The 23,482-nt window shown below is 70.6% G+C and carries 22 protein-coding genes; 10 read left to right on the top strand and 12 right to left on the bottom strand.

Annotated features, from left to right (window positions below):
- Positions 1–303: 303 nt before the first annotated feature.
- Positions 304–1,998, top strand: coding sequence for a SpoIIE family protein phosphatase (locus tag RM812_RS24690; RefSeq protein WP_394816511.1), 1,695 nt, complete (start codon positions 304–306; stop codon positions 1,996–1,998).
- A gap of 197 nt (positions 1,999–2,195) precedes the next feature.
- Here the strand turns inward: RM812_RS24690 and RM812_RS24685 are convergent, their stop codons facing one another.
- The gene (locus RM812_RS24685) at positions 2,196–2,741 is read right to left on the bottom strand and encodes a hypothetical protein (RefSeq protein WP_311575662.1); all 546 of its coding nucleotides are present in this window, start codon (positions 2,739–2,741) and stop codon (positions 2,196–2,198) included.
- Between the two features lie 691 nt (positions 2,742–3,432).
- Between RM812_RS24685 and RM812_RS24680 the strand changes: the two genes are divergently transcribed.
- Together RM812_RS24680 and RM812_RS24675 are read left to right on the top strand one after the other, a co-directional pair.
- The gene (locus tag RM812_RS24680; RefSeq protein ID WP_311575660.1) at positions 3,433–3,648 is read left to right on the top strand and encodes a hypothetical protein; all 216 of its coding nucleotides are present in this window, start codon (positions 3,433–3,435) and stop codon (positions 3,646–3,648) included.
- Positions 3,645–3,824 (top strand): hypothetical protein, encoded by a 180-nt coding sequence (locus tag RM812_RS24675; RefSeq protein WP_311575658.1) that lies wholly within the window; start codon positions 3,645–3,647, stop codon positions 3,822–3,824. The genes RM812_RS24680 and RM812_RS24675 overlap by 4 nt, the downstream gene beginning before the upstream one ends.
- A 135-nt stretch (positions 3,825–3,959) precedes the next feature.
- Here RM812_RS24675 and RM812_RS24670 read toward each other — a convergent pair whose 3' ends face one another.
- Complete coding sequence (locus tag RM812_RS24670; protein WP_311575655.1) at positions 3,960–4,280, bottom strand: hypothetical protein; 321 nt, start codon at positions 4,278–4,280, stop codon at positions 3,960–3,962.
- Between the two features lie 527 nt (positions 4,281–4,807).
- Here RM812_RS24670 and RM812_RS24665 point away from each other — a divergent pair.
- Positions 4,808–5,611, top strand: coding sequence for a DUF6551 family protein (locus RM812_RS24665; protein ID WP_311575653.1), 804 nt, complete (start codon positions 4,808–4,810; stop codon positions 5,609–5,611).
- A gap of 87 nt (positions 5,612–5,698) precedes the next feature.
- On the opposite strand, the gene RM812_RS24660 is transcribed toward RM812_RS24665, so the two are convergent.
- Together RM812_RS24660 and RM812_RS24655 are read right to left on the bottom strand one after the other, a co-directional pair.
- Positions 5,699–5,896, bottom strand: coding sequence for a DUF397 domain-containing protein (locus tag RM812_RS24660; RefSeq protein ID WP_311575671.1), 198 nt, complete (start codon positions 5,894–5,896; stop codon positions 5,699–5,701).
- 6 nt (positions 5,897–5,902) lie between these two features.
- Positions 5,903–6,745 (bottom strand): helix-turn-helix domain-containing protein, encoded by an 843-nt coding sequence (locus tag RM812_RS24655; protein WP_311575651.1) that lies wholly within the window; start codon positions 6,743–6,745, stop codon positions 5,903–5,905.
- 207 nt (positions 6,746–6,952) lie between these two features.
- On the opposite strand from RM812_RS24655, the gene RM812_RS24650 reads away from it, so the two are divergent.
- Positions 6,953–7,612 (top strand): ATP-binding protein, encoded by a 660-nt coding sequence (locus RM812_RS24650; RefSeq protein WP_311575648.1) that lies wholly within the window; start codon positions 6,953–6,955, stop codon positions 7,610–7,612.
- 31 nt (positions 7,613–7,643) lie between these two features.
- Here RM812_RS24650 and RM812_RS24645 read toward each other — a convergent pair whose 3' ends face one another.
- Positions 7,644–10,790, bottom strand: coding sequence for a DUF3427 domain-containing protein (locus RM812_RS24645; protein ID WP_311575645.1), 3,147 nt, complete (start codon positions 10,788–10,790; stop codon positions 7,644–7,646).
- 101 nt (positions 10,791–10,891) lie between these two features.
- The gene (locus tag RM812_RS24640) at positions 10,892–11,644 is read right to left on the bottom strand and encodes a TetR/AcrR family transcriptional regulator (protein WP_394816510.1); all 753 of its coding nucleotides are present in this window, start codon (positions 11,642–11,644) and stop codon (positions 10,892–10,894) included.
- Between the two features lie 103 nt (positions 11,645–11,747).
- On the opposite strand from RM812_RS24640, the gene RM812_RS24635 reads away from it, so the two are divergent.
- Complete coding sequence (locus tag RM812_RS24635) at positions 11,748–12,617, top strand: SDR family oxidoreductase (RefSeq protein ID WP_311575642.1); 870 nt, start codon at positions 11,748–11,750, stop codon at positions 12,615–12,617.
- Positions 12,618–12,736: 119 nt separating this feature from the next.
- Here RM812_RS24635 and RM812_RS24625 read toward each other — a convergent pair whose 3' ends face one another.
- Complete coding sequence (locus tag RM812_RS24625) at positions 12,737–13,756, bottom strand: SEC-C domain-containing protein (protein WP_311575638.1); 1,020 nt, start codon at positions 13,754–13,756, stop codon at positions 12,737–12,739.
- A gap of 327 nt (positions 13,757–14,083) precedes the next feature.
- Here RM812_RS24625 and RM812_RS24620 point away from each other — a divergent pair, with 327 nt between their 5' ends.
- A complete protein-coding gene (locus RM812_RS24620; protein WP_311575635.1) occupies positions 14,084–14,395 on the top strand; it encodes a DUF6412 domain-containing protein in 312 nt (103 codons plus the stop codon).
- A gap of 117 nt (positions 14,396–14,512) precedes the next feature.
- Entirely contained in the window at positions 14,513–15,244 is a 732-nt protein-coding gene (locus RM812_RS24615) for a YidC/Oxa1 family membrane protein insertase (RefSeq protein WP_311575632.1), read from the top strand.
- A 17-nt stretch (positions 15,245–15,261) separates the two neighbouring features.
- On the opposite strand, the gene RM812_RS24610 is transcribed toward RM812_RS24615, so the two are convergent.
- Positions 15,262–16,089, bottom strand: coding sequence for a hypothetical protein (locus tag RM812_RS24610; protein ID WP_311575630.1), 828 nt, complete (start codon positions 16,087–16,089; stop codon positions 15,262–15,264).
- A gap of 311 nt (positions 16,090–16,400) precedes the next feature.
- Here RM812_RS24610 and RM812_RS24605 point away from each other — a divergent pair, with 311 nt between their 5' ends.
- Positions 16,401–17,258 (top strand): fumarylacetoacetate hydrolase family protein, encoded by an 858-nt coding sequence (locus RM812_RS24605; protein WP_311575628.1) that lies wholly within the window; start codon positions 16,401–16,403, stop codon positions 17,256–17,258.
- A gap of 124 nt (positions 17,259–17,382) precedes the next feature.
- Here RM812_RS24605 and RM812_RS24600 read toward each other — a convergent pair whose 3' ends face one another.
- From RM812_RS24600 to RM812_RS24590, 3 genes are all read right to left on the bottom strand, one after another.
- Positions 17,383–18,258, bottom strand: coding sequence for an LLM class F420-dependent oxidoreductase (locus tag RM812_RS24600; RefSeq protein ID WP_311575626.1), 876 nt, complete (start codon positions 18,256–18,258; stop codon positions 17,383–17,385).
- A gap of 106 nt (positions 18,259–18,364) precedes the next feature.
- A complete protein-coding gene (locus RM812_RS24595) occupies positions 18,365–18,847 on the bottom strand; it encodes a heme-degrading domain-containing protein (protein ID WP_311575624.1) in 483 nt (160 codons plus the stop codon).
- Entirely contained in the window at positions 18,844–19,923 is a 1,080-nt protein-coding gene (locus RM812_RS24590) for a Gfo/Idh/MocA family oxidoreductase (protein ID WP_311575622.1), read from the bottom strand. The genes RM812_RS24595 and RM812_RS24590 overlap by 4 nt, the downstream gene beginning before the upstream one ends.
- On the opposite strand from RM812_RS24590, the gene RM812_RS24585 reads away from it, so the two are divergent.
- A complete protein-coding gene (locus tag RM812_RS24585; protein ID WP_394816509.1) occupies positions 19,922–21,199 on the top strand; it encodes an ROK family transcriptional regulator in 1,278 nt (425 codons plus the stop codon). The two genes, RM812_RS24590 and RM812_RS24585, sit on opposite strands and share 2 nt — an antisense overlap.
- A 296-nt stretch (positions 21,200–21,495) precedes the next feature.
- On the opposite strand, the gene RM812_RS24580 is transcribed toward RM812_RS24585, so the two are convergent.
- The gene (locus RM812_RS24580; protein WP_311575618.1) at positions 21,496–22,971 is read right to left on the bottom strand and encodes a PQQ-dependent sugar dehydrogenase; all 1,476 of its coding nucleotides are present in this window, start codon (positions 22,969–22,971) and stop codon (positions 21,496–21,498) included.
- Between the last annotated feature and the right edge of the window lie 511 nt (positions 22,972–23,482).

The following is a 23,482-nucleotide window of genomic DNA, read 5'->3' as shown; positions in this document are numbered from 1 at the left end:
TCAGCCCAGTCCTCCACACCGATCACCTCTTCCACCTGACTCCCATGGAGCCAGACTGATCACTCGATCACGGAAGGGGTCACTTTTCATCGACCGATAGGGGGTCACGGTTCAAGGAACGGCGACATGAGGCCCTTGGACGGCCGACTCGCCTACGCCGACGTCGCCGCCGCGCTCGCCCCGCGCATCCCGCTTCGGCCGATCCCTCATCGCCCTCGTTCGCCGTGAGGGTCATCCGAGCCCCCGGGGGAACCCGGGGCGAAGGCGTGGTCCGGTGATTTCCCCGGTGACGGGAGGCAGGCGATGATGAGCCCGGATGGCCCGCGGGCAGCGGTCGCCAGGGCTCTCGACACCCTTGGCACGGGTGCTTTCCTGGCGGACGAGCAGGGTTTGATCGTCGCCGTCAACGCGCGCGGCGAACAACTCCTGGCCCGGCCCGCCACTGATCTGGTCGGCCGGGACGCGCACGACCTGCTGCACCGCACCAGCTGCGGGGAACCCATGCCGAGGGCCGAGTGCCGCATGCTGGAGAGCCTCCTCGGCGGGCGCACGCAGCAGGGGGAGGAGGAGTGGCTCGAGCGCGGGGACGGCACCCTGGTGCCGGTGGGATGGCTGGCCACCCCCTGCGACATCGGTACCCCTCCGTCGGCCACGCTCGTCCTCTTCCACTCCGCGAGGTTCCCCGGGCGCACCGGCCGGCGATCACCGGCCGGCGGACGGCTCTCCGAACTGGAACGGCTCGCTCTGCTCGCCCGGACGACCACCCTGCTCACCTCCACCCTGGACATCCACAAGGCGCTGCGCCGCCTGATCAGCCTCGTGGTGCCTCGCATCGCCGACTGGGCCGTCATCGACCTGATCGGCGAGCGGGACGACGTCCTGCGCTTCGCTGTCGCCCATGCCGAGGGCGGCACGGTGAAGTTCCGGGAAGACCTCCAGGGGCCCATGCCGCCAGTGCCGCAGGAGTCCTTGATGCCCCTGTCCCGCGCGCTGCGCGGCGTCGCGTCCTCCTCCGTCGGTCCCGAGACGTACCAGGGCCCGCCCGACTCCGGGATCGCGGTGGAGCAGCGGCGCCTGTTCGAGGCGACCGGCATGCACTCGGCCATCATGGTGCCCCTCCGCAGCATGCACGACGTGATGGGCGCCCTCACCCTGGGCCGCGCCGACGACCCCGAACGGTTCACCGCGGCCGACACCGCCCTGCTGGAGGACATCGCCCGACGTGCCAGCCTCGCCTTGGAGAACGCCCGCCTCTACCAGCGCCAGCGCCAGGTCGCCGAGACCATGCAGCGCCATCTGCTCCCGAAGCTCCCGCGTTCGCCCGGCCGCAGGATGGCCGCCCGCTATCTGCCGGCGCCGGACGCCTCCCACGTCGGCGGCGACTGGTACGACGCGTTCACCCTGACGGACGGCGCCACCGCCCTCGCCGTGGGGGACGTCGTCGGGCACGACCTGGAGGCCGCGGCCGGCATGGCCCAGCTGCGCAACATGCTCCGGGCGTACGCCGTGTCCCAGCAGAAGCCGCCGAGCAAGATCGTGGAATGGCTCGACCAGGCGACCCTGCACATCGCCGAGGTCTCCATGGCCACGCTGGTCTTCGTCCGCATGAGTGAGCAGGCCGACGGCCGGTGCGAGCTGTCCTGGACCAACGCGGGCCATCCACCTCCCCTGCTGGTCACCCGCGAGGGTGAGGCCTGCTATCTGACCGACGGCCACGGGATCCTCCTGGGCGTCACACCCGGGCAGTTCCGCCGTCCCGACGCGACGGCGGAACTGCCGCCCGGGGCCACCCTGCTCCTCTACACCGACGGCCTGATCGAGTCCCCGGCCCACGGCCTGGACGAGGGCCTGGCCCGCCTGAGCCGGCACGCCGCGGCCCTGGCCCGGTACCCCCTGGAATCCTTCATCGACGAGTTGTTGGCCCGGGCACGCCCGCCGGACAACGACGACGACGTGGCCATGCTGGCCGTGCGGCACGGCCTCGGCTGGTCTTCCTGAGGCGTCGACCACCCCTGAGTCTCCCGCCGGGCTCGACGTTCTCCACTGTGACCGCATCGCCCTGCGCATCCACGATGGCGCGTCCTCCGCGATAGACCTCGCCGCCCGTCATCCGCGCAGTTGAGAGGCGGACCCTGACCGTGGATTGCTTGGCACAGACGATTCGCGTACGGGTTCACGCTCCTCGCCGTCCAGAATTACTGGAACCTGCGCGCTGTCCCCTGCGCCGCCCGCCACCAAGCCGGGGACACACTCAACGCCCATACGTCGCCTGCCTGGTGAACCTCCTGATCGTCGACGTCATGGTCGCCGTCCCCATATGGGTCGGGATCATTGATGACAAAGATGCGAGCACCGGACCTGGGCACGCGATAGCGGTGGACGTGTCCCGACAGGTCGTCGGGCTCTACCGTGTACCCCAGTGCCTGGATCGCCACCTGCATGTCTGCGAACCGGGCGCGAGGTGCGAACTCCCCGTACTCTCCGGCCAGAGACGCCGGCACGGAGAGGCCGTGGATCAACCGGTGGACCTGCACACTGATTCCGAAGCAGGACATGGGCCCTTCGGTATTCGAGAAGGAGAGCTCCACCAGTCCGTAATCCCGGCGCAGCGTCCCCTTGCTCGGATCGTCGAGGTAGTCCGGGCCCACTGTGGCTTCCCAGGCTGCGGGACTGGATCCGATGCCGGTTCCGAAGACGTCACAGCTCGTAGCGACGTGAGCGTAGAAGTCCAGATCGGACACTCGTTGATCTCCTTGGGCCAGTCATTCGTATGGACCGAACCGTAGCGGCGGCAAAAGCATCAAACGGGCGAGCTGGCAGCTCCGAGGCCTGGACGCGGCGCCTTCCCGTCCCTGAGAGCAGCGGCACCCCGACCGAGACCGAGGAGTTCGGCGCCCCCTCCGACGCGACAGCCGGTCCTCCGGCCTGACCATCACAGCCCCGGGTCCGGGGCCCTACTCCAAAGATGTGCTCAGCTCCAGCAATATCCCCACGCCGGGAGGGGCGCGGCCAGAGACCCGGCCGCAGGTCCTCGTAGGGAGTTCCGAAACGCTGGTTGCCGATGAGGCTCGGGCGCCGGTTGGCGCTGCCTGTTGCCGTCCTTGCTGCTGCGGCTCGTGCAGCCAGCCTTGTGGCGGGTCGCGGAACACCACGGCCGACCATCCTCCGCGGCCCGAACACCTCAGCCACCGAAAGCACGCCACGGCGGTGGGAGCGCCGGACGGTTGTCCGTCACGTGTGCCTCCATCAGCCCCCGGACCGGTGTCAGCCACGTTCCCCACTTGCTCCTGCGTGCCCGGAGGCCTGTGCGATGCACCTGCCTGCTCCGCATGCCCACACGGACAACAGCGCCCGTGCCCGGCCGATGCCGTCCTGTCCCACGCCACGCTGGGCTGGGCCTTGCTCCCTGAGACGGCGGATCCCACACGTCGCGTGATCGTGGCTGCGTTAGCGGAGACGTACCTGCTGGCAGGCCGGATCGAATTCTTTGTCCTGCGCGAGCCGAGCGCCGCCCACGAGACCCTCCTCCCTGCCCTACAGGCGGCGGGCGAAGCCGACGATGCGATGCCCTGGTCGGCGATCACCGCCTATATGGCCTTCATCCCCAGCTGGGCAGAGAACCGCGACGGCGCGCCCTTGAGCGCGTGATCGCGACCCGCGCCTACGCGCGCCGTGCTCCCGCGTCGGCCGAGTTCCTGGCCTGGTTCTCCCCGGCCGGACTCGCGGCCTTCAAGGGCAACGCTCAGCTACTCGCGGGCCACCACCCGCAGGCCCGCGCGGCACTGGTGGAGGCCCTGGGGGAGCAACAAGGCACGGCCAGGTAGGGCGAGTTGACGGCTCCCGAGGTCGCGTCCGGAAACCTTGAGGAGGCTTGCGCGTACGTGGGGCAGGCCCTCGACCAGCTGGCCTCACCTGGTACGCGACCGGCATGGGCCGGGTACGCGAGATCCGTCGCGTACTCACTCCGTACCAGAACGGAAACGTCCTCGCCGTGACTCCCGCTTCAGTTGCGCCGAGAGGTCGATGCCCTCCCGGACGGCGATGTCGAAGCCGGGGTCTTGGCGTAGACGGATCCTGCCCCGGTAGTCAGTGATCACTGCGGTTACAGCCGTGAGGTCTGCTGCCGAAGACGCTTCCAGCGCGCGCTGCAGGTCGACCTCGAAGGCCTCACAGTCGCCCGGAAACCCATGCCCGGCCTGCAAGGCGGCCCGAACGTCGGTGACGGCTTTCGACGGGAACGGCGGAGGAACTGATTGCTGTGTTGGCATGTTGTGCGCCAATGCCCCACTACCTCTCGGTGATCCAGTAATTTATAGCGCAGTGTCACTTTGCGCGGTCATCGGCCTTCCCTCCGCGGCCATCGCAACTTGCAGGTGATGTCTCATACGGCACCGGCCCACCGCGGACCGGCACGTCACCTGCGCGGCACTGGCATGCCACCCCGTCCGTCACCTCTGTGCCGTCCTCATACGCCGCGTCGGCGCGGAGGCCCTGGAACGCTGGTGGCGTGCGAGGAACCAGCAACGCTTGGCCAGGAACCTCGGACTGAGGACAGAAGTGCGGAGGTTGGCAGCGGTGCCAGCGGTGCCTGTGGCCGAGCGAGACTCCTTCACCTCCGGCAGGTACGGGGTGCCCAACCACCCACCATCAGCCGACCATTGATGCGCTCACGAGGCCTGCCGAGACGGCACCGAAGGCGAAAATTGGACTGCTTAATATGCGATCAGATGCTTACTTGCTCCTCGACGCCCATCCCTCAATCCGGCACACGCCTACATCCCTTAACGCGGCGACAGGAGGCCCAGTCATGCCCAAGTACACCTACGACCTGCCCAAACACGACGTTGATCACGGCGTGGAGGTAAAGGTCGCCGAGCTCCTCATCGATCCCCAGGCGCAGCGCACGTTGAACGAACGGCGTGCCCAGACGATCGCGAGCAATCTCGTCCGTGAGGCGATCGGAACCATCATCGTCTCTGAGCGCGGAGACGGGTCCCGGTACATCGTCGATGGTCAGCACCGGAAGCGCGCCTCTGAGCTGGCGGGGTTGGAGACCATCAGAGCGGACATCCACGGGCTCACCCAGGAGCAGGAAGCCATACTCTTCCTGATCAAGAACCGTGAGTCTCACAAGCCTCGCCCGATCGATGAGTACCACGTTGGTCTCACGGGAGGCGTCCCGCTGTTCGTCGACACCGATCGGGTCCTGAAGGCTCACCAGCTCAGCCTGGGTTCCTCCTCGACCAACAGTGTTGGTGCGGTCTCGGGAGTTCTCCAGATCACGGACCGATACGGGCCGACCGTACTGGACCGTACCCTCACCATTGCGGAAGAAGCATGGGGCCGCTCCGCTGAGTCCTGGGATGGCATGCTCCTGGGCGGCATCGGAATGTTCCTCGGACGACACGGCGACCTTGTCAACGACTCGGAGCTCGCGAAGAAGCTGGAGCGTGTCGGTACGGCCGCGAAGTGGCGCTCTCAGATCCTGAGTGCCTCGTCGAACGGGGGCTTCAACAACAGCGGGACGGGGTCCCGGATTAGCGTCGCTTACCGCTTCGTTCTCGATGCGTGGAACAAGGGACGTCGAGCCGCCAACAAGATCGAGGGCTGAGGTCGCCACCCCCTCAACGACCCGGCACTGGGTTTTGGAAGGGGCCTGAGCACCTGTGGCAGGCCCTTTCACCAGTTGGATCGATGCTTACCTGAGCCCATCTCGCGCCAACGCCCGTACGAACATGTGCCACGTCCTATTGCGAATGCGCATCACGGGTCCTTCTGGCTGTTTGGAGTCGCGTATGAGTGTGTCGTCGTCAGCATGCGCGCATTCCACACATTCCGTGCCGCTGCCGCCGCTGTATGAGGACTTGAACCAGTGATGCTCTGACGTTGCCGTCATCAAGACTCACTCCTTGCTGACCCTGTTGATGAGTTCGGCGGAGGACTCGAGGTCGAGTGCCTGGGCGCTGAGGTACTGGAACGCCAACCTATAGCGCTCCAGTTCCTCGGGCTTCTCCATGAACAGTCCACCGCCGAGAAGATCCACGTACACCACATCCAGTTCAGGGGCTTGGCCGCGAAGGGTGACGAAGCTGCCGACGGCAGCTGCATGGGCGCCCCGTACGAACGGCAGGACTTGGACTGTCACATGCGGGCGTTCGGCGACGGCGAGCAGGTGTGCGAGTTGTTCCCGCATCACCTCGCGGCCCCCGACCTGCCGCCGGATCGCTGCTTCGTCGATCACGCACCAGATGTGCGGTGGGTCGTCGCGATCCAGCAGTTCCTGGCGCTTCATGCGGATGTCGACCATGTGCTGCACTTCGCGCTCGTCGCATTGCACTTCCGAAGCCCGGTGTACGGCCTCCGCGTAAGCACGGGTCTGGAGCAGCCCGGGTACGTACATGCAGGCGTAGTGGTCCTCGCGCACAACCTCGTCTTCCAGGGTGAGCATGAGGTTCATGGACTCGGGGATGGGGTCAGCCAGGGATCGCCACCAACCCTGGATCTTGGAGCCCTTTGCCAGTTCGACCAGGGCCAGCCGCTCTTCGTCCGAGGCGCCGTATTCGCGGCAGAGGGCGTCGACGGCCGGCCACTTGACCGTGCCTTCCTTGGTCTCGTAGCGACTCAGCGTCGCCTTCGAGATGCCGACGTGTGAGCCCGCCTCCTCGAGTGTGAGCCCTTTGAGTTCCCTGAGCCGTCGCAGGTCGGCGCCGAGTTGGCGCCTGCGGGTGGTGGGTCCAACTGCCATGTCTGCGGCCCTTCGTATCGGTCGAGTAGATCGTCGTGGTCGCTCCTGGGCGACGGCAAGACGGTGTGCGCCGGGGGCGCGCGACGGAGATGTGCGCCTCCACTCCCTCGTATTGAGAGTTCCATTTTGAGAGTTCCACTGCAACTCTAAGTGGTGACAGAAACACGTTGCGCCACTATGGGTGCTGGGGAAGGGAGTGGGTAGGGCATGGAGAGCTCTCTATGGATGCCGACGCGGCCTTGGAGCCTGCCGTTTCTGGCGGACGCCGAGCAGGTGTCGTCCTTGCGGCGGGCCTTGCGGACCCACCTGGAGTACTGGGGGCTGCACGAACTGAGAGACGCCGCCGAGCTCTGCGTCAGCGAGCTCGTCGCCAATGTCATCAAGCACGTCGGGGTGGGGACGCCGTCCACGCTCATCGCATCGCTGAATGGCCCCCACCTACGTGTGGAGGTCCACGACCCCGACCCTCGCGCGCTGCCGACTCTCGCCTGCACGGGTATGGACGCTGAGGAGGGGCGAGGAATGATGCTGGTCGACGCCATCAGCGACCGCTGGGGCGTCGAGCTGACTGGTGATCGCAAGGTGACCTGGTGCGAGTTCCGGATGAGCGTTGCCGGGGCCGACCGTCAGACGCCCATGCCTCGACTGGCGCGAGCGGCAGATGTGTTGGGCCTGTACAGCGGTTCGAACTCGATGTCGCGCCCGGTTGGTAGCGGCCGGTTGGCCACAGCGGTGGCAGAGGAGGCGGCGATCGACATCATCACCGACCTCCTCTACTGGTTCCGCGTGCACGGGCGGGACGCTGACGACGTACTGGACCAGGCCCAAGCCCACTTCGAGGCGGAGAGCGCAGCTCGGCTCTCCTGAGGACATGCGCGTCGCGGTCGACGTGCCCGGATCAGCTCGCCTGGATGGCCGAGTACGTCCACACGTCGGCCGGGAGAGCGTGCTCGAGGTGCCAGGTGATCGCCATCGGCTTGCTGCCGGTGTGTTCCACGTAGGTCGCCGGGCCGAGGAGCATCCATGGCTGGGACTTGCCTATGTCCGTGTTCTTGTAGCGACGCATGAACAGCAGGATGTGGCTGCCCCGGCGCGCGTGCTGCTGGTAACGCAAGCCCGTGGGGGAGTCGGCCGCCGTGGCGTTCTGGGACTCCCAGTGGAAGAGGGTCGGGCTCCGCGCATAGTCCTTGTACCGGACGGTGGGCGAGAAGTCCTTCTCGTTCTTCTCGAGGGTGATGAGGAGCGCATCGGTCTGCAACTCCTCAACCCATTGCACGCCCTGCGCGAAGGACCGTGGCATCTGTCCACCGAAGCGGGCGACGCCGAGCGCCGCCAATATCTCCGACCGGTTGTACGCGCTGTGGACCTTCAGCGGCACCTGGCCAAGGCGTCCGGAGAGCGCGATGGGGAAGTGGTCGGCCTGTTCGATGACGTACGACAGCACCTGCCTCAGTTCGTCCCGCAGTGCTCGCTGCTGGTGCAGGGACGCCAGGCCCTCCTGGAAGCTCGTGAAACCGCCCGCGTTGTCCCACAGGTTGAAGAACAGCATGCGGGCATACGCCTGGTCGGTCGGGCTGAGTGCTTCGTACGGCGGAGCGTCGTCCTCCAGGATGCGCAGGTAGGCCTGCGCGCGCTCGGGGTCGTCCACGTGCAGGAAGGCGTGGACCCGTTTGAGTAGCGCCGATTCGCCTGAAGGAGCGGCTTCGGTGATCAGGCCGGCTCCTCGGAGGACGGTCGTCCAGGAGTTCTCGCTCTTGTACAGCTCCTTGATCTCTCGGCGGCTCTCTCGGAGGTAGTCGGCGAGGCGGGGAGTGTTGTACTCCTTGACCTCCTTCACCAGCGTCCGCACCGTGGCGCCCAGTTGGGTCCGGACGTTGTTGAGGACCAGGTCCTTCGCCTTGCCCTCCAGGATGATTTGACAGCCGGACGGCAACTGCGGGAAGTCACGCTCGATGTGCTCGACCAGCCGGTTCCGCGACAGGTTGGTCACGGCCCGGAACTGTTCCTCGAAGCGGAACTCGGCCCGGTGCTGTCCGATGAAGTCGAGGACTGTGAGCACCGGCTTCGTCTCGGTACGCCGCAGCCCTCGCCCGAGCTGCTGGAGGAAGACGGTGGCGCTGTTGGTGGGCCGCAGCAGGAGCAGGGTATCGACGTCCGGGATATCGAGCCCTTCGTTGAACAGGTCCACTGAGAAGATCACCTGGAGGTTGCCCTCTCGCAGGTCGGATAGCGCCTTGGCGCGCACATCGGCAGGCGAGTCGCTGTCAAGCGCCACAGCCTGGAAGTTGGCCTTGCGGAAGTAGTCCGCCATGAAGTGGGCGTGGGCCTTGGTGACACAGAAGCCGAGCGCACGCATGGCGCCGGGATCGGAGACCTTGTCCTGGATCTGCTTGACGACGATGCGGGCCCGCGCGGTGTTGCCCGTGAAGAGGTTGCCGAGCTCCTGGTCGGCATAGGAGCCCTTCTGCCAGGTGAGGTTCGTCAGGTCCGTGCCGTCCGGGATGCCGAAGTAGTGGAAGGGGCAGAGCAAGTCGTTTTCCAGCGCCTCCCAGAGCCTCATCTCGGCAGCGATGCGGCCGTCGAAGAACTCGTCCTGGACATTGAGCCCGTCCATTCGCTCGGGAGTGGCGGTGAGGCCCAGCAGTTCCTTCGGCGCGAAGTGGTCGATGACCCGTCGGTAGGTGGAAGCTGTGGCGTGGTGGAACTCGTCGATGACGATGACGTCGAAGTGGTCCGGAGCCAACTGCTCCAACCTCTGGACGTTGAGTGACTGCACGCTGGCGAAGACGTGGTTCCACGCGCGTGGGTCCGCGCCGCCGTACAGCAGCTCACCGAACGAGGCGTCGTCCAGCACCTCCTGGTAGGTGCGCAGGGATTGCTTGAGGATCTCCTTGCGATGCGCCACGAACAGCAGCCTCGGCCGACCGCCGGTCGACTCCTGGCACAAGCGGCGGTAGTCGAGGGCGGCCATCACGGTCTTCCCGGTACCCGTGGCCGCGACCAGTAGGTTGCGGTGCCTCCCGCGGATGTCGCGTTCGACGCTGAGCCGCTCCAACATGTCCCGCTGGTGCGGGAAGGGACGCACCTCAAGGCCGGAGAGGTTGATCTTCAGGCCGTCGGTCGATGTGGTCCCACCCGCCTGTGCCAGCGCTGCGTCGAGGCGCTCGCCGTGGAGATCGGGGTCGTAGGTCTCGAAGGCCGTGTCGTTCCAGTACGCGTCGAAGGTCGCCTCGAACTTGTCCAGAACCGCGGGTGTCGCCACCGACGACAGACGGACGTTCCACTCCAGGCCGTCGAGCAGTGCCGCCCGGGACAGGTTCGAGCTCCCGACGTACGCCGTGTCGAACCCTGTCCTGCGTCGGAAGAGCCAGGCCTTCGCATGCAGTCGCGTCGAGCGGATTTCGTAGTTGACCTTCACGGTGGCGCCGAAGTCACGTACGAGCCGGTCGAGCGCGTGGCGGTCGGTGGCGCCCATGTACGTGGTGGTGATGACCCGGATCGGGACCCCGCGCTCCTTTGCGGCGCGCAGGGAGTCCTCCAGCACCCGGATGCCGTACCACTTCACGAACGCGCAGAGCAGGTCGACGCGGTCCGCGGTCGCCAACTCGGCTCTCAGTTCCGAGCCTAGGCTGAGGTCCTCCGGCGAGTTGGTGAGCAGCGACGTCTCGGAGAGCGGGGTGAGCGGGCGGATCGCGTAGGCCCCGGGTGCCTCCTGCTCGGCCAGCGCAAGCAACTGCCGAGGCCCCTCGACGATGGTGCTGACGGGTTCGGTATCGCCCTGGTCGGCAGGGTCGGCGGCCAGAGACTCCAGAATCCGGTTCGCGTAGGGCACCTGCTGGTCGGCAGGGAGCTGGTTGAGGCGGCGAGCGACCATGTCGCCGATGTGCCGAGCCAGTACATGGGGTGAAGACTCCGCGCTGACCTTCGCGTCGATGGGCTTCCATCCGATGGCTTCGAGTTGCTCCAACTCGTCGCGCACGCGCTGCGTGACCAGCTTTTCGTAGACCCCGGCAACCGGCTGTGCCGGAACGCCCGCTTCTTTCACCACGACCCCCTCGACGCGTCAACGTTGCTTAGTTCTAACAGCAGGCGCTGACATTCAAGGGACGAGGGCGGTCTGGTGAGGGGCGGGTTCCCCCCCGCCCCTCACCCCTCGCTCGCGAGCCGGTCCAGCCACTCGGTCAGCAGGTGTTGCTCTCCGCCGCTGAGGGACGTCTGTTCCGGCAGGGCGGCGCGCAGGGCGCGGGCGGCGCCCGCGGGGCCCGGGGTTTGTACGGCCGGGCGTTCGTTGGTGATCGCGGTGACCATGGACTCGCGCAGGGTGGTCAGGAGGGCCGGGTTGCGGCGGTCCTCCGGCAGGGACAGCCACGTGAGCACCGCGCCGCGGGCCGTGGCGTGGATGATCTGGGCCGCGAGTTCCTCGTCGACGCGGAGCCAGCCGCCGGCGGCGAGGCGTCGGATGCGGGCCATCAGGATCTCCATGCCGGCCTTGAACGCGGCCGACTGGGTCCTGGTGGGTTCGGTGTACATCAGCGTGTACAGCGCGGGGTTGGCGAGGCCGAACTCGACCGCGACGTCCCAGCCGGCCCTCAGGTCCGCGATGGGGTCGGGCGGGTTCGGGTCGATGTGCTTGGTGGCGATGAACGCGGTGAAGCCGTACTCGGCCACCGCGTCGAGGAGTCCGTCCTTGTCGCCGAACAGCCGGTAGATGGCCGGCGGCTGCAGGCCCGCCGCGTCGGCGACCGCGCGGGTGGTGACCGCGTCGCGGCCCCCGCGCGTCAGGAGGTCGATGGCGGCCTCGATGACCCGCTGCCGGGGCGGCTGCTCCCGGCCGCCCGGGGGCACGGTGTCGGGACTGTCGTCGGTGGCGCCGGTCCTACGGCGTGTTGGCGAGGGCACCTATCGATGATATCGCGGTGGTGGTTCCGTCGTTAGTATCGGTGTTAACGTAGAAATGATTCCGCTGGAAACAGCGGTCTGTCTGCGATGTTGGGAGACATCCGTGATCATCGTTACCGGAGCCACCGGAAAGCTCGGCCGTCAGATCGTCGAGAGGCTGCTCACGCGCGTACCGGCGGAGCGGGTCGGCGTCAGCGTCCGCGACCCGGAGAAGGCGCAGGCCAAGGCTTTCGCCGAGCAAGGGGTGCGCGTACGGGAGGGCAGCTTCACGGACGTTGCCGGCCTGGCGCACGCCTTCGAGGGCGCCACGCAGGTGCTGATCGTCTCCGTCGACAAGATGGGCGACGAGTGCGTCAAGCAGCACCGCGCCGCGATCGAAGGGGCCGTCGCGGCGGGCGCCCGCCGGATCCTCTACACCAGCCAGATGGGGTCCGGCCCGGCGTCGCACTTCCAGGCGTGCCGCGACCACGCCGCCACCGAGGAGGCACTGCGCGACTGCGGCGTGCCGTTCACCTCGCTGCGCAACGGCTTCTACGCCGCCAGCGCGATGCACTTCCTCGACCACGCGGTGGAGTCCGGCCGGATCGTGCTCCCCGCCGACGGGCCGGTCGCCTGGACCGCGCACGCCGACCTCGCCGAGGCGACCGCCGCCATCCTGGCCGACGAGGGCTGCTTCGACGGCCCCACGCCGCCGCTCACCGGCTCGCAGGCGCTCACCTTCGACGACATCGCCGCTCTCGCCACCGAGATCACCGGCCGCGCGTTCACGCGGACCACCGCACCCGACGAGCAGTTCCGGGAGCAGCTGGTGGGCCAGGGCGTGCCCGCCGAGACGGCGGACCAGTTGCTGGGCATCTTCGCCGCCGGCCGGGCCGACGAGTTCGCCGACGTCGACCCGACGCTGGCCAGCCTGCTCGGCCGTGAACCCGTCTCCCTGGCCACGGTGCTGCGCGAGCGGCTGTCCGGCGCGTGACTCAGCCCTTCGCGCCGTCCAGGAACGCCGTCAGGCTGTCGAGGAGCATGGTGCTGCCCTGCTCCGCCATGTCCCGCTCCTCCGGCGTGGTGCAGGACTGGCCGAGGACGATCAGGGTCCTAGACGCCGTGGCATTCCCCGTACGGCCGTCCCGAGCCGCACCAGCACGCCGCCCCCCGCTGCGGCGGCCACGCCACCGCGCGCCCCCGCGCCGCCAGCGTCGTCGCGTACTGCGGCAGCAGCGACGGGTCGGCCGGTGACGCGCCCTCCGACGCCGCGAAGGCCTCGTACGACGGCACCGTGCCCGGTACGACGCCCAGGTTCGGCGTGCCCGAGGACGCCAGTTCGCGCAGTGCCGCCTCTATGGTCGCCAGGTGCTCCTCGTACGAGGGGTACTCGGCGGCCAGCGGCGGGTACGCCTCGACCAGCTCCGTCAGCTCGTCCGCCGGCCAGTGGAGCATCGCCACCGGGAAGGGGCGGGAGAGGGCCTCGCGGTAGGCGCCCAGTTCGGCGCGCAGGCGGGAGATCTCCGCCTCCAGGTCCGCCGGGTCGTCCGAGCCCAGCGACCACACGCGCTTCGGGTCGTGCAGCTCGTCCAGGGAGACCGGCATCGAGTGCAGGGTGTCGGCGAGGGCGTCCCACTCGTCGTGGGCCAGGCCCAGCATCCTGCGCACCCGGTGGCGGCCGTAGAGGAGGGGATGCGTCGAGTACGGCGGTTCCGGCACGTCCGTCAGGAGCAGACGGGCGCCCTCCGTGAACGTCTCGTGCGCCGCCTCCAGCTCGTCGTGGGCCTCCAGGGACTCGGCCACGATCACCCACGGGGCCGGATCGCGCGGCGACGAGGCGCGGACGCCCTCGATGATCGCCCTGGCCTCCGCCTCGTGGCCGTACTCCCAGAGGTTCGACGCCTTGAGGGCGCGGACCAGGGACGGGTTCTCCAGGCCGGAAGGGCCGGTGGCGGAGGAGAGCAGGCGGTCGTAGAGCTTGGTCGCGGCCGGGCGGTCGCCGGACAGTTCCAGGTGGGCCGCGGCGCGCAGGAGCAGGGCCTCGGCGTCCTCGGGGTACAGGCCGGCGGTCCGCTCCAGGCGTGCCGCTTCGGCGGTGTGGTCGACGTTCTCGGCGGGCGTGTCGGGGCGCATGGATGACACCGTACTGCCGTGAGGTGACGAAGGTGAGGCCCCCGGGGGCCCGCATGCCCGCAGGTCCGGACGCCCACAGGGGCACGTCCCCGCGGGCACGGACGGCCGTAGGGGCACACGCCCACAGGGGCGCACGGCTGCAGGGGCACGCGCCCGCGGCGGAGGCACGCGCCCTTGGGGGCCCCGCCGCGGCGGGCGCACACGCGCGCGGCCGTCGGGGGCGGATTCCGTCGGAGGTGAAGCCCGTGAAGCCCGTGAAGCCCGTGAAGCCGTTCGGCCGGTCCTGTATAACTGGGGCAAACGCGTGTACGAGAGGAGGAGTCGCCGATGATCCGAGGCCGGGCCGTCCTGCGTCCCCTTCTCGTGCTGCTGCTCGTCCTCCTCCCCGTCGCGCTCGTCGACGGCGGCAGCCTCTCCGCCACCGTCGCGCTCGCCGCGACCACCGCGGTCGGCTCCGCGCTCGCCCTCTGCGCCGTCATCGCCGCGCGCTGCGCGCCCGCCGTGCCGCCCACCCGGGTGCGTACGGCCATCAGGGACCGGGACCTGCGCACGGCGTTCCTGCCCCAACGCGATCCCGACGCCCCCGGCCGCCGCCGGCCCCGAGCGCCCGGACACGCCCTCCCGGCGACCGCCGCGTAGGGCATTCCCTCACCGAGGCCACCCCTCACCCGAGGCCACCCCCTGCGCGGGTCGTGTCGTCATGCCGCCGTTCCTCCTCACCCGGCACGACGAGACCCCCGGAGGGCTCACCCACCCATGTCCGTTTTCGCCAGCCTGGTCGAGCGCCTCGCCGACCTGCTCCAGCCGCTGTTCGGCGCCTCCGCCGCGGCCGCCGCCATCGTCCTGTTCACCGCCCTCGTACGGCTCCTCGTCCACCCGCTGTCCCGGGCCGCCGCCCGCGGGCAGAAGGCGCGCACCGAGCTCCAGCCGAGGATCGCCGAACTGCGCCGCAAGCACGCGAAGAACCCCGAGAAGCTCCAGCGGGCCGTGCTCGAACTGCACGCCGAGGAGAAGGTGTCGCCGCTGTCCGGCTGCCTGCCCAGCCTGTGCCAGATCCCCGCCTTCTTCCTCCTCTACCACCTGTTCTCCAGCTCCTCGATCGGCGGCGAGCCCAACGCGCTGCTCTCGCACCAGCTCCTCGCCGCCCCGCTCGGCGGACGGTGGGCCGACGCGCTCGGCGACGGCGGGGTGGCCGGGGGCGCCGGGCTCGTCTACGCCGCGCTGTTCGCGTTCGTCGCCGGGGTCGCCGTCTTCAGCTACCGGCTCACCAGGCGGACGATGGCCGACCGCCCGGTGCTGCCGGCCGGCGGCGCCGGAGACGGGGAGCAGGTGCCGGGGCAGGGGGCGATCACGGCGGTCACCAAGGTCATGCCGTTCATGTCCTTCTTCACCCTGGTCACCGTGGCCGTGGTGCCGCTGGCCGCGGCGCTGTACGTCGTCACCAGCACGACGTGGAGCGCCGTCGAACGGGCCGCTCTGTACCGGTGACGGCACGCGGCCGAGCACTAGTAGCGGACGCTGATGATCCCGTCCACCGCGTCGTTGAGGTCGACGTCGCCGGTGAGGACCGCCAGCCAGAAGAGGGCGACCAGCACGTCGAGCAGGAACCCCACGGCCAGTCCCGTCAGAGGCAGTCCCTGGACGGGTCTGCGCCCCAGGCCGACCACGCCGAGCACGACACCGACGGCAGCCGAGAACAAGTTGAAGATGACCAGCACATACCCTTCGCCCTCGAATCCCGGGGTGGCCAGCGCGATGGTCAGCAGCATGAAGCTCTGGGGCAGCCCGAGCCAGAAGACCAACCAGGCGGAGGGCCGTTTGACGGGGCCCACCAGAACCTGCGGCAGTACGTACGCGGGCGTCGTGTACGCGGGGAACGCCTGGTAGTGCTGCTGCGGTGGCGAGGCGGCACCCGGGGGCGGAACCGGGGCGGGGGCATGGCTCGGTGGCGGGGGTGTGGCGGGGGCATGGCTCGGCGGAGGCGGCACGGGAGTGTGGCTCGGCGGAGGCGGCACGGGAGTGTGGCTCGGCGGAGGCGGCTCGGAGGAGAGGGACCCCAGCGCCCGTGTCCCCAGTACCCGTACGAGTACCTCCCGCAGCTCCGCCGCGAAGGCGGCGTCGGATTCGACGGCCTCCGTGAGAACCACGCGTGCCACTGACTCCGAGTCCTCGCCCGGGTGGCTTTCGAGCCGGGCGAGGGCGAGGGTTCCGAGTTCGCTGCCGCCGAGCCGCGCAGTCACCAGATCCCGTAGGAGGGATCGTTCCTCACTGTCCTCCTCGGACAGTCTTGAAAGCTCTTCCCAGACGGCTCTCACCAGCTCCGTCTCGCGCATGTCGCCCCCCAGTTCACACGTCGCCGTCTCCGGATCATAGGGCGGGCCGACCACGCCTTCCAGATGCGTTCCGAACGTAACTCGTCATAAGGCAAGGCGAGTTGAGGGGCTCGGCGCGGCTGTCGGGCGGCCCGTGCTGCCGGGCGGTGCTGCCACGCGGTGCGGCCTGGCTACGGTCCAGTACGTGAACGGGGTATTGCGGAGTGGACCCGGACCTTGGACGATCGACCAGTCCTCCGATGGCTGCGCGCTTGCCGCATCCAGGTCGCACCTCATCGGGCGGGCTGCCCGCGATCGAGGAGTTGGGGATCATGAAGCTGTTGCGAGTCGGTACGGCGGGGTCGGAGCGACCCGCGCTGCTCGACGCCGACGGGATTCTGCGAGACCTGTCGGGCGTGGTGACGGACATCGACGGGGCACTTCTCGCCGACGAGGCCGCGCTCGCCCGGGTACGGGCCGCCGCCGACGCCGGTGAGCTGCCCGCCCTGGACGGCACGGGGCTGCGCGTCGGACCGCCCGTGGCGCGCATCGGCAAGATCGTGTGCATCGGGCTCAACTACCACGACCACGCCCGGGAGACCGGGGCCGAGCCGCCCGCCGAGCCCGTCGTCTTCTTCAAGGCGCCGGACACGGTGGTCGGGCCGGACGACACCGTCCTCGTGCCGCGCGGCTCCGTCAAGACCGACTGGGAGGTGGAGCTGGCGGTCGTGATCGGCCGTACGGCCCGCTATCTGGGGTCGGTGGAGGAGGCGCTCGGGTGCGTCGCCGGGTACGCGGTCGCGCACGACGTGTCCGAGCGGGAGTTCCAGATCGAGCGCGGCGGGACCTGGGACAAGGGCAAGAACTGCGAGACGTTCAACCCGCTGGGGCCGTGGCTGGTGACCGCCGACGAGGTCCCCGACCCGCAGCGGCTGTCGCTGCGGCTGTGGGTGAACGGGGAGCTGAAGCAGGACGGGACGACCGCGGAGCAGATCTTCCCGGTGGGGGAGGTCGTGCGGTACGTCAGCCAGTTCATGGTGCTGCGCCCCGGTGACGTCATCAACACCGGGACGCCGGCGGGGGTGGCGATGGGGCGGCCCGAGCCGAAGCCGTATCTGCGGGCGGGGGACGTCGTCGAGCTGGAGATCGACGGGCTCGGTCGGCAGAGGCAGGAACTCAAGAACGCGTAGGCGCTCCGCTGGGGGGGCGGGGGACTGCGGAGCGTTGTTGGGCGCGGGTCGTGTGTGGCTGGTGGCGCCCACGCGGCGGAGCCGCACATGTCACAGCCCCGCGCCCCTTTCGGGGCGCTTTTCCTTAGGCCAGCAGGGAGGCGAGGCGGCGCCAGCCCTCCCTCGGGAGGACGTCTGCCGGGGCGTTCTCCACGAGCTGGAGGGCCACGTGGTCGGCGCCCGCGTCGTGGAAGGCGGTGATGCGGGCGCGGATCGTGTCCTCGTCGCCCCAGGCGAAGACGGCGTCGATCAGGCGGTCGCTGCCGCCGTCGGTGAGGTCGGCCTCGGTGAAGCCGAGACGGAGGAAGTTCCTGGTGTAGTTCGGGAACTCCAGGTACCGGGCGAGGTAGGCGCGGGCCGTCGCGCGGGCCCGGGTGGGGTCGGCGTCGAGGACGACCTTGAACTCCGGGGCCAGCAGCGGACCCTTCCCGAGCCTCTCGCGGGCCTGCGCGGTGTGCTCGGGCGTGACGAGGTACGGGATCGCGCCCGCCGCCCGGTCCCGGGCCAGCTCGAGCATCCTCGGGCCGAGCGCGGCCAGCACGCGGTGGCCGGACGTCATCCCCGCCTTGTCCAGGTCGTCGAGGTAGCCGACCATCGTCGAGTACGGGCGGCTGTACCCCTCCACCCGCGGGCCGTGGCTCACGCCGAGGCCCAGCACGAAGCGGCCGGGGTGGGCCACCTCCAGCTCGGCGAAGCGCGCCGCAGTCCCGGACGCCGCGTGCTCCCAGATGCTCTGGATGCTGGTGCCGACGACGAGGCGCGAGGTCGCCTCGACCAGCGGGGCGGCGTTGCGGGCCGAGCTGTTGCCGCCGAGCCATGCGGCGCCGAAGCCGAGCTGCTCCAACTCGGCGGCGGCCTCGGCGCGTTCGCCGCTGCCCGCCGGGTCCTCGGAGCGCAGCTGCACGCTCCAGACGCCGTACCGTCCGACCGATTCCTTCAGAGAAGCCGTCGCGTCGTTCATCGGTTGCGATCCCTCCGGTGGGCACCGTGATCATCCTGCGTACCTGCCTGCCCACCACAGGTACCCACCGGCGATTCCCCGGGCGCACCGCCCAGGGCCGATCGGGCTACTCGCCCAGGAACCGCTCCAGCGCCTCCACCACGAGCCGGTGGTCCTCCACCTGCGGCAGCCCGGACACCGTCACCGCGCCGACGACCCCGACGTCGGCCACGGTGATCGGGAAGGAGCCGCCGTGCGCCGCGTACGTGTCGGCGTCGAGGCGCGAGGACTCCTCGAACGTGGTGCCCTTGGCCCGGAACCGGGAGCCCACCAGGTACGACGCGGAGCCGTACCGCTCCACCACCCGGCGCTTGCGGGCGATCCAGGCGTCGTTGTCGGGGGTCGAGCCGGGCAGGGCCGCGTGGAAGAGCTGCTGCCCGGCGCGGTGGATGTCGACGGCGACCGGGGCCTGGCGCTCCCGGGCCAGCTCGACCAGGAGGGAGCCGAGCGCCCACGCGTCGTCGTTCGTGAACCGGCGGAAGACCAGGCGGCGTTCCTGCGCCTCCAGCTCCTCCACGGTGGGCACGGCTGCCTCGGAAGCGGAACTCACAGGGTCACCACCACTGCGTCGCGGGCGGACCTGCGGGCCGCCTCCAGCACGTCCAGGGCGGCGGCGGCCTCCCGGGCGCCGACCGGGTTCGGGCCGCCCTCCAGGAGGGCCTTGGCCACCGCCGCGTAGTAGGCGGGGTAGTCGCCCGGCACGGTCGCCTCCACGTGCCCGCCGCCGGTCACCGGGGACTCGCCGGAGCCCACGCGGCCCCACAGCGCCTCGTCCTCCTCGCCCCAGCCGGGGCCGGGGCGCTTGCCCTCGCGCAGCGCCGCCTCCTGCGGGTCCAGGCCGTGCTTGACGTAACCGGCCTTCGAGCCGAGGACGCGGAAGCGGGGGCCGAGCTGGGCGGCGGTGGAGGAGACGTAGAGGTGGGAACGGACGCCGTTCGCGTGCGTGATCGCGATGAACGTGTCGTCGTCCGCCTCCGCACCCGCCCGCCGGACGACCGACTCGGCGTACACCTGCGTGGCGGGGCCGAAGAGGACGAGGGCCTGGTCGACGACGTGGCTGCCGAGGTCGTACAGGAGACCTCCGATCTCTGCCGGGTCGCCGGACTCGCGCCAGCCGCCCTTCGGCTTCGGCCGCCAGCGCTCGAAGCGTGACTCGAAGCGCCACACGTCGCCCAGGGCGTCCTCGGCGAGCAGCTTGCGGAGGGTGAGGAAGTCGTTGTCCCAGCGGCGGTTCTGGAAGACGGACAGGAGCAGGCCGCGCTCCTCGGCCAGTGCCGCCAGCTCGCGCGCCTCGGCCGCCGTGCCCGCGACCGGCTTGTCCACCACGACCGGCAGACCGGCCTCCAGGGCCCGCTTCGCGAGCGGCACGTGCGTCCTGTTCGGGGACGCGATGACGATCAGGTCCAGGTCGGCGGCCCGGTCGAACAGCTCGTCGGGCGTGGCGACCGTCCGGACGTCCGGGAACTCGGTGCGGGCCTGCTGCTGCCGCTCGGGGTGGGAGGTGACCACCGTGTCCAGGGCCAGGCCCTCGGTGGCGGCGATCAGCGGGGCGTGGAAGACGGAGCCCGCGAGGCCGTAGCCGACGAGGCCGACGCGCAGCGGGGTGCCGGGGGGAGTACCAGTCATGCGTCCACTTTGGCAACGCTGTTGCCAAAGTGCAAGCGCCGGGGACAATGGGGGCGTGAACAGCGCGAACGGCGGAGGTACGGGGACGGGCGCGAGCCCTGCGGAGAGCGGCGGCGGCCTGGGGGGCGCGGTGGAGGGTGTGCGAGGCGCGGCGGGCGGTGCCAACCTGCTCGCCCTGCGCAGCCACAACACCGCCCTGGTGCTCGACCTGCTGCGCACCGCCGGTGCCGAGGGCATCAGCCGGCTCGAACTCGCCGAACGGACCGGGCTCACCCCGCAGGCGGTCAGCAAGATCACCGCCCGGCTCCGTGCGGACGGCCTTGCCGCCGAGGCCGGCCGGCGCGCGTCCACGGGCGGCAAGCCGCGCACGGTACTGCGCCTGGTGCCGCAGGCGGGCCACGCGCTCGGCGTCCACCTGGACCGGGACGAGCTGCGGGCGGTGCTGGTCGACCTCGTCGGTGCCGTGGTGGCCCAGCGGCGCGCCCCGCTGGGCCTGGGCGCGGGCGCGGACGCCGTGGTGGAGGGGGTGGCGCGGGCGGCGGAGGAACTGGCCGCCGACGCCCTGCGGCCGCCGGACGGTGCCCTGCGCGCCGCTCCCACCCTCCTCGGTCTCGGCGTCGCGCTGCCGGGGCCGCTCGACCACGCTCGGGGCGTGCTGCACCGGGTCACCGGATTCCCGGAGTGGGACGGGTTCCCGCTGCGGGACGCGCTGGCGCGGCGGCTGGACGTGCCGGTCGTCGTCGACAAGGACACCAACGCGGCGGCACTCGGCCTCGCGGTCGCGGGCGAGGGAGCCCGGGGAGGAGCGGGCTCCTTCGCCTATCTGCACCTCGGTACGGGGCTCGGCGCCGGTCTCGTGATCGGCGGCGGCGTGCACCGGGGCGCGCGGACCGGTGCCGGGGAGTTCGGGCACCAGGTGATCCAGCTCGACGGCCCCCCTTGCACCTGCGGCGCCCGCGGCTGCGTGGAGGCCCTGTGCCTCGGAGCCGTCGCCCGCGGCGACCTCGACGAGGCGGCCAGGGTGCTCGGCGCGGGCGCCGCGAACCTCGCCGGGCTGCTCGACATCGACCTGGTCCTGCTCGGCGGCCGTACCGTCGCCGCCGCGCCCGAGGCCTTCGTCCACGGCGTCGGCGCCGTGCTCGCCGCCCGGGCCCGGCGCGAGGGCGGCCAGGGCGGCGGCGTACCGGTGCGGCTGGCGCCCGGCGGGACGCGCGGGGTCGCGGAGGGCGCGGCGCAACTGCTGCTGGCGCCGCTCTTCGGACGGGGGGACGCGTGAGGCAGGACGCCCCGGCCCCCTCGGCGCCCGGGCTCGCTCCGGCGCCCGGTCCCCGCCGCGCGCCCGCTCCGCGCCGCGCGATCGGCTCCCGTGCGGTGCTCGGCTCCCGCGGGGTGCCCAGCTTTCCCGCCGGTCCCCGCCGCGCGCTCGGCTCCCGCGCGGTGCTCGGCTCCCGCGCGGTGCCCAGCTTTCCCGCCGCTCCCCGCCGCGCGCTCGGCTCCCGCGCGGTGCTCGGCTCCCGCCGGGTGCCCAGCCCCGCCGGGCGCCCCCCCGTGCTCATCCCGCGCCGGTGCGGCTCACGAGCCGACGGCGCACGCGTCCCCGTTGAGGGTGAACCGCGGGGGCGGCGACGCGTCGCCCGTGTGCTCGGCGAGATAGCCCAGGGTGACGCTCGCGCCCGGTGCGACCGTGGCGTTGTGCGGGGCGTTGGTCGCCGAGACCACGTTGCTCAACTGGGTCAGGTTCGTGTTCCAGTCGGATATGACGGTCTGCCCGAGGGGCAGCGGGAACGCGAGCGTCCAGCCGTTCACCGGGGTGCTGCCGGTGTTGGTGACGGTGAGGTCGACGGTCGTGCCGGTGCCCCAGGCCGTCACCGCGCGGTCCACCCGGCAGGTGGGCTCCTCCCGCGTGAACGACACGCGGTGCAGGCCGCCGGGCAGGTCGTTGACCGCGTAGAACTCGCCGTCGACGGTCGTCCCGATCGACGTCACCTGGGTGGGCATCTCACCGATCTCGGCCTGCTCGTAACCGCCCCGGCCGTCGGGGCGCAGCGCCCAGACGGTGGACGAGCAGTAGTCGGTGGCGATGTACGTACCGCCGACCAGATCCGCGTACTCCCGGCCCCGGTAGACATGGCCGCCGATGACCGAGCAGCCTCCGGTGTACGGGGAGTAGGTGAAGACCGGCTCGGTGTACTGCCCGCCGGGGTCGCAGTCGCCGCCCTCGAACCTCTCCAGCCCCTCGTAGCAGGACCAGCCGAGGTTCAGGCCGCCCCGGCCGGCGGCGAGGTGGTCGACCTCCTCCCAGTGGCCCTGGCCGACGTCGCCGATCCACATCGACCCGTCGGCGCGGTCGAAGGAGAAGCGCCACGGGTTGCGCAGCCCGTACAGCCAGATCTCCGCCCGGGCGCCGGGGGTGTCGACGAACGGGTTGTCGTCCGGGACGCAGTAGGCGAGCGGGGCGCAGGCGCGGCGCACGTCGATGCGCATGATCTTGCCCAGCAGGGTGTCCAGCCGCTGCCCGGCCTTGAAGGGGTCTCCGGAGCCGCCGCCGTCGCCGATGCTCCAGTACAGGTTGCCGTCGGGGCCGAAGGCGAGCTGGCCGCCGTTGTGGTTGCTGTACTCGGCGTGCGGCTGGGCGAGCAGGGGCTCCAGGCGGGACTCGTCGAGCCGGTAGCGGGCGAGGGTGACCGCGCCGTCGGGCAGCGCCGTGTACGCCAGGTACAGGTCCTGGCTGTCGGCGAAGTCGGGCGGCAGGGCGATGCCGAGCAGGCCGCGCTCGTTGCCCGACTCGTCCACGGCCGGGGTGATGTCGAGCAGCGGGGCCGGGGCCAGGCCGGTGTCCGGGTGGTAGACGCGGACCCTGCCGGACTTCTCGGTGATGAACAGCCGGTCCGTTCCGTCGTCGGGGGCGGTGACGGCCGTGGGCCGTCTCAGTCCGGAGGCGACCTGAGTGGTGGTGGCTCTGAGCGACGGCAGGGGGACGGGGGACGCGTCCGTCGCCGCGGCCGCGGCGGGCGAGGGGGCGAGGGCACTCAGCAGGAGCGCCGGCACGGCCAGGAGGAGGGTGCCCAGGAGAAGCGTCCGGCGACGCGCTGAGCGCCACACGTTCCGTAAGTGAGCATGCATATGACAAAGCATGGAAGTCCCTTCGGCGGGTGGGTGGGAGCGCTCCCGCCCCTCAGGCTGGGGTCCGCCGGGCGGGGCGGCAACGCGCGATCGCGCCACTTTCCCGCCGTCTGGCGCGAAGGTGCCGTCCGGGGCCCGGGGCCGTGCGGCCGGCCGAGGAGTGCCTGTCCGCCGTCCGGGCGCCACGGCTCGAAGGACGGTGCCTCCGACCGTGATCCGTCGGCACGCTCATGGGCTCGTGCGACAGCTCGTGCCGGCGTCCCCCCGCCTGCCGGCGTCCCCCCCGCCTGCCGGCGTCCCCCCCGCCTGCCGGCGTCCCCCCGCCCGGTGGCGGCAGCCACCTCCTCGTCGCCGGGGACGCGGCCGTACTGCCGGCCCGCAGGCGTCGCGTACGCACGCGCCGGGCACGGCGGTCCCGGGAAACCCCACGGGCACG

Origin of the sequence: Streptomyces lancefieldiae (assembly GCF_031845825.1) — a bacterium.
GTDB lineage: Bacteria > Actinomycetota > Actinomycetes > Streptomycetales > Streptomycetaceae > Streptomyces > Streptomyces lancefieldiae.
This window is presented reverse-complemented; position numbering and strand designations above follow the sequence as displayed.

What these genes read in the sequence shown, in the direction of transcription:
- RM812_RS24655 (WP_311575651.1), bottom strand. Translation starts at nt 6,745, where the DNA reads ATGGCAGTTGGACCCACCACCCGCAGGCGCCAACTCGGCGCCGACCTG.
- RM812_RS24660 (WP_311575671.1), bottom strand. Translation starts at nt 5,896, where the DNA reads ATGACGGCAACGTCAGAGCATCACTGGTTCAAGTCCTCATACAGCGGC.
- RM812_RS24610 (WP_311575630.1), bottom strand. Translation starts at nt 16,089, where the DNA reads ATGCGCGAGACGGAGCTGGTGAGAGCCGTCTGGGAAGAGCTTTCAAGA.
- RM812_RS24690 (WP_394816511.1), top strand. Translation starts at nt 304, where the DNA reads ATGATGAGCCCGGATGGCCCGCGGGCAGCGGTCGCCAGGGCTCTCGAC.
- RM812_RS24665 (WP_311575653.1), top strand. Translation starts at nt 4,808, where the DNA reads ATGCCCAAGTACACCTACGACCTGCCCAAACACGACGTTGATCACGGC.
- RM812_RS24590 (WP_311575622.1), bottom strand. Translation starts at nt 19,923, where the DNA reads ATGACTGGTACTCCCCCCGGCACCCCGCTGCGCGTCGGCCTCGTCGGC.
- RM812_RS24605 (WP_311575628.1), top strand. Translation starts at nt 16,401, where the DNA reads ATGAAGCTGTTGCGAGTCGGTACGGCGGGGTCGGAGCGACCCGCGCTG.
- RM812_RS24615 (WP_311575632.1), top strand. Translation starts at nt 14,513, where the DNA reads ATGTCCGTTTTCGCCAGCCTGGTCGAGCGCCTCGCCGACCTGCTCCAG.
- RM812_RS24650 (WP_311575648.1), top strand. Translation starts at nt 6,953, where the DNA reads ATGGAGAGCTCTCTATGGATGCCGACGCGGCCTTGGAGCCTGCCGTTT.
- RM812_RS24620 (WP_311575635.1), top strand. Translation starts at nt 14,084, where the DNA reads ATGATCCGAGGCCGGGCCGTCCTGCGTCCCCTTCTCGTGCTGCTGCTC.
- RM812_RS24600 (WP_311575626.1), bottom strand. Translation starts at nt 18,258, where the DNA reads ATGAACGACGCGACGGCTTCTCTGAAGGAATCGGTCGGACGGTACGGC.
- RM812_RS24585 (WP_394816509.1), top strand. Translation starts at nt 19,922, where the DNA reads ATGCGTCCACTTTGGCAACGCTGTTGCCAAAGTGCAAGCGCCGGGGAC.
- RM812_RS24625 (WP_311575638.1), bottom strand. Translation starts at nt 13,756, where the DNA reads ATGCGCCCCGACACGCCCGCCGAGAACGTCGACCACACCGCCGAAGCG.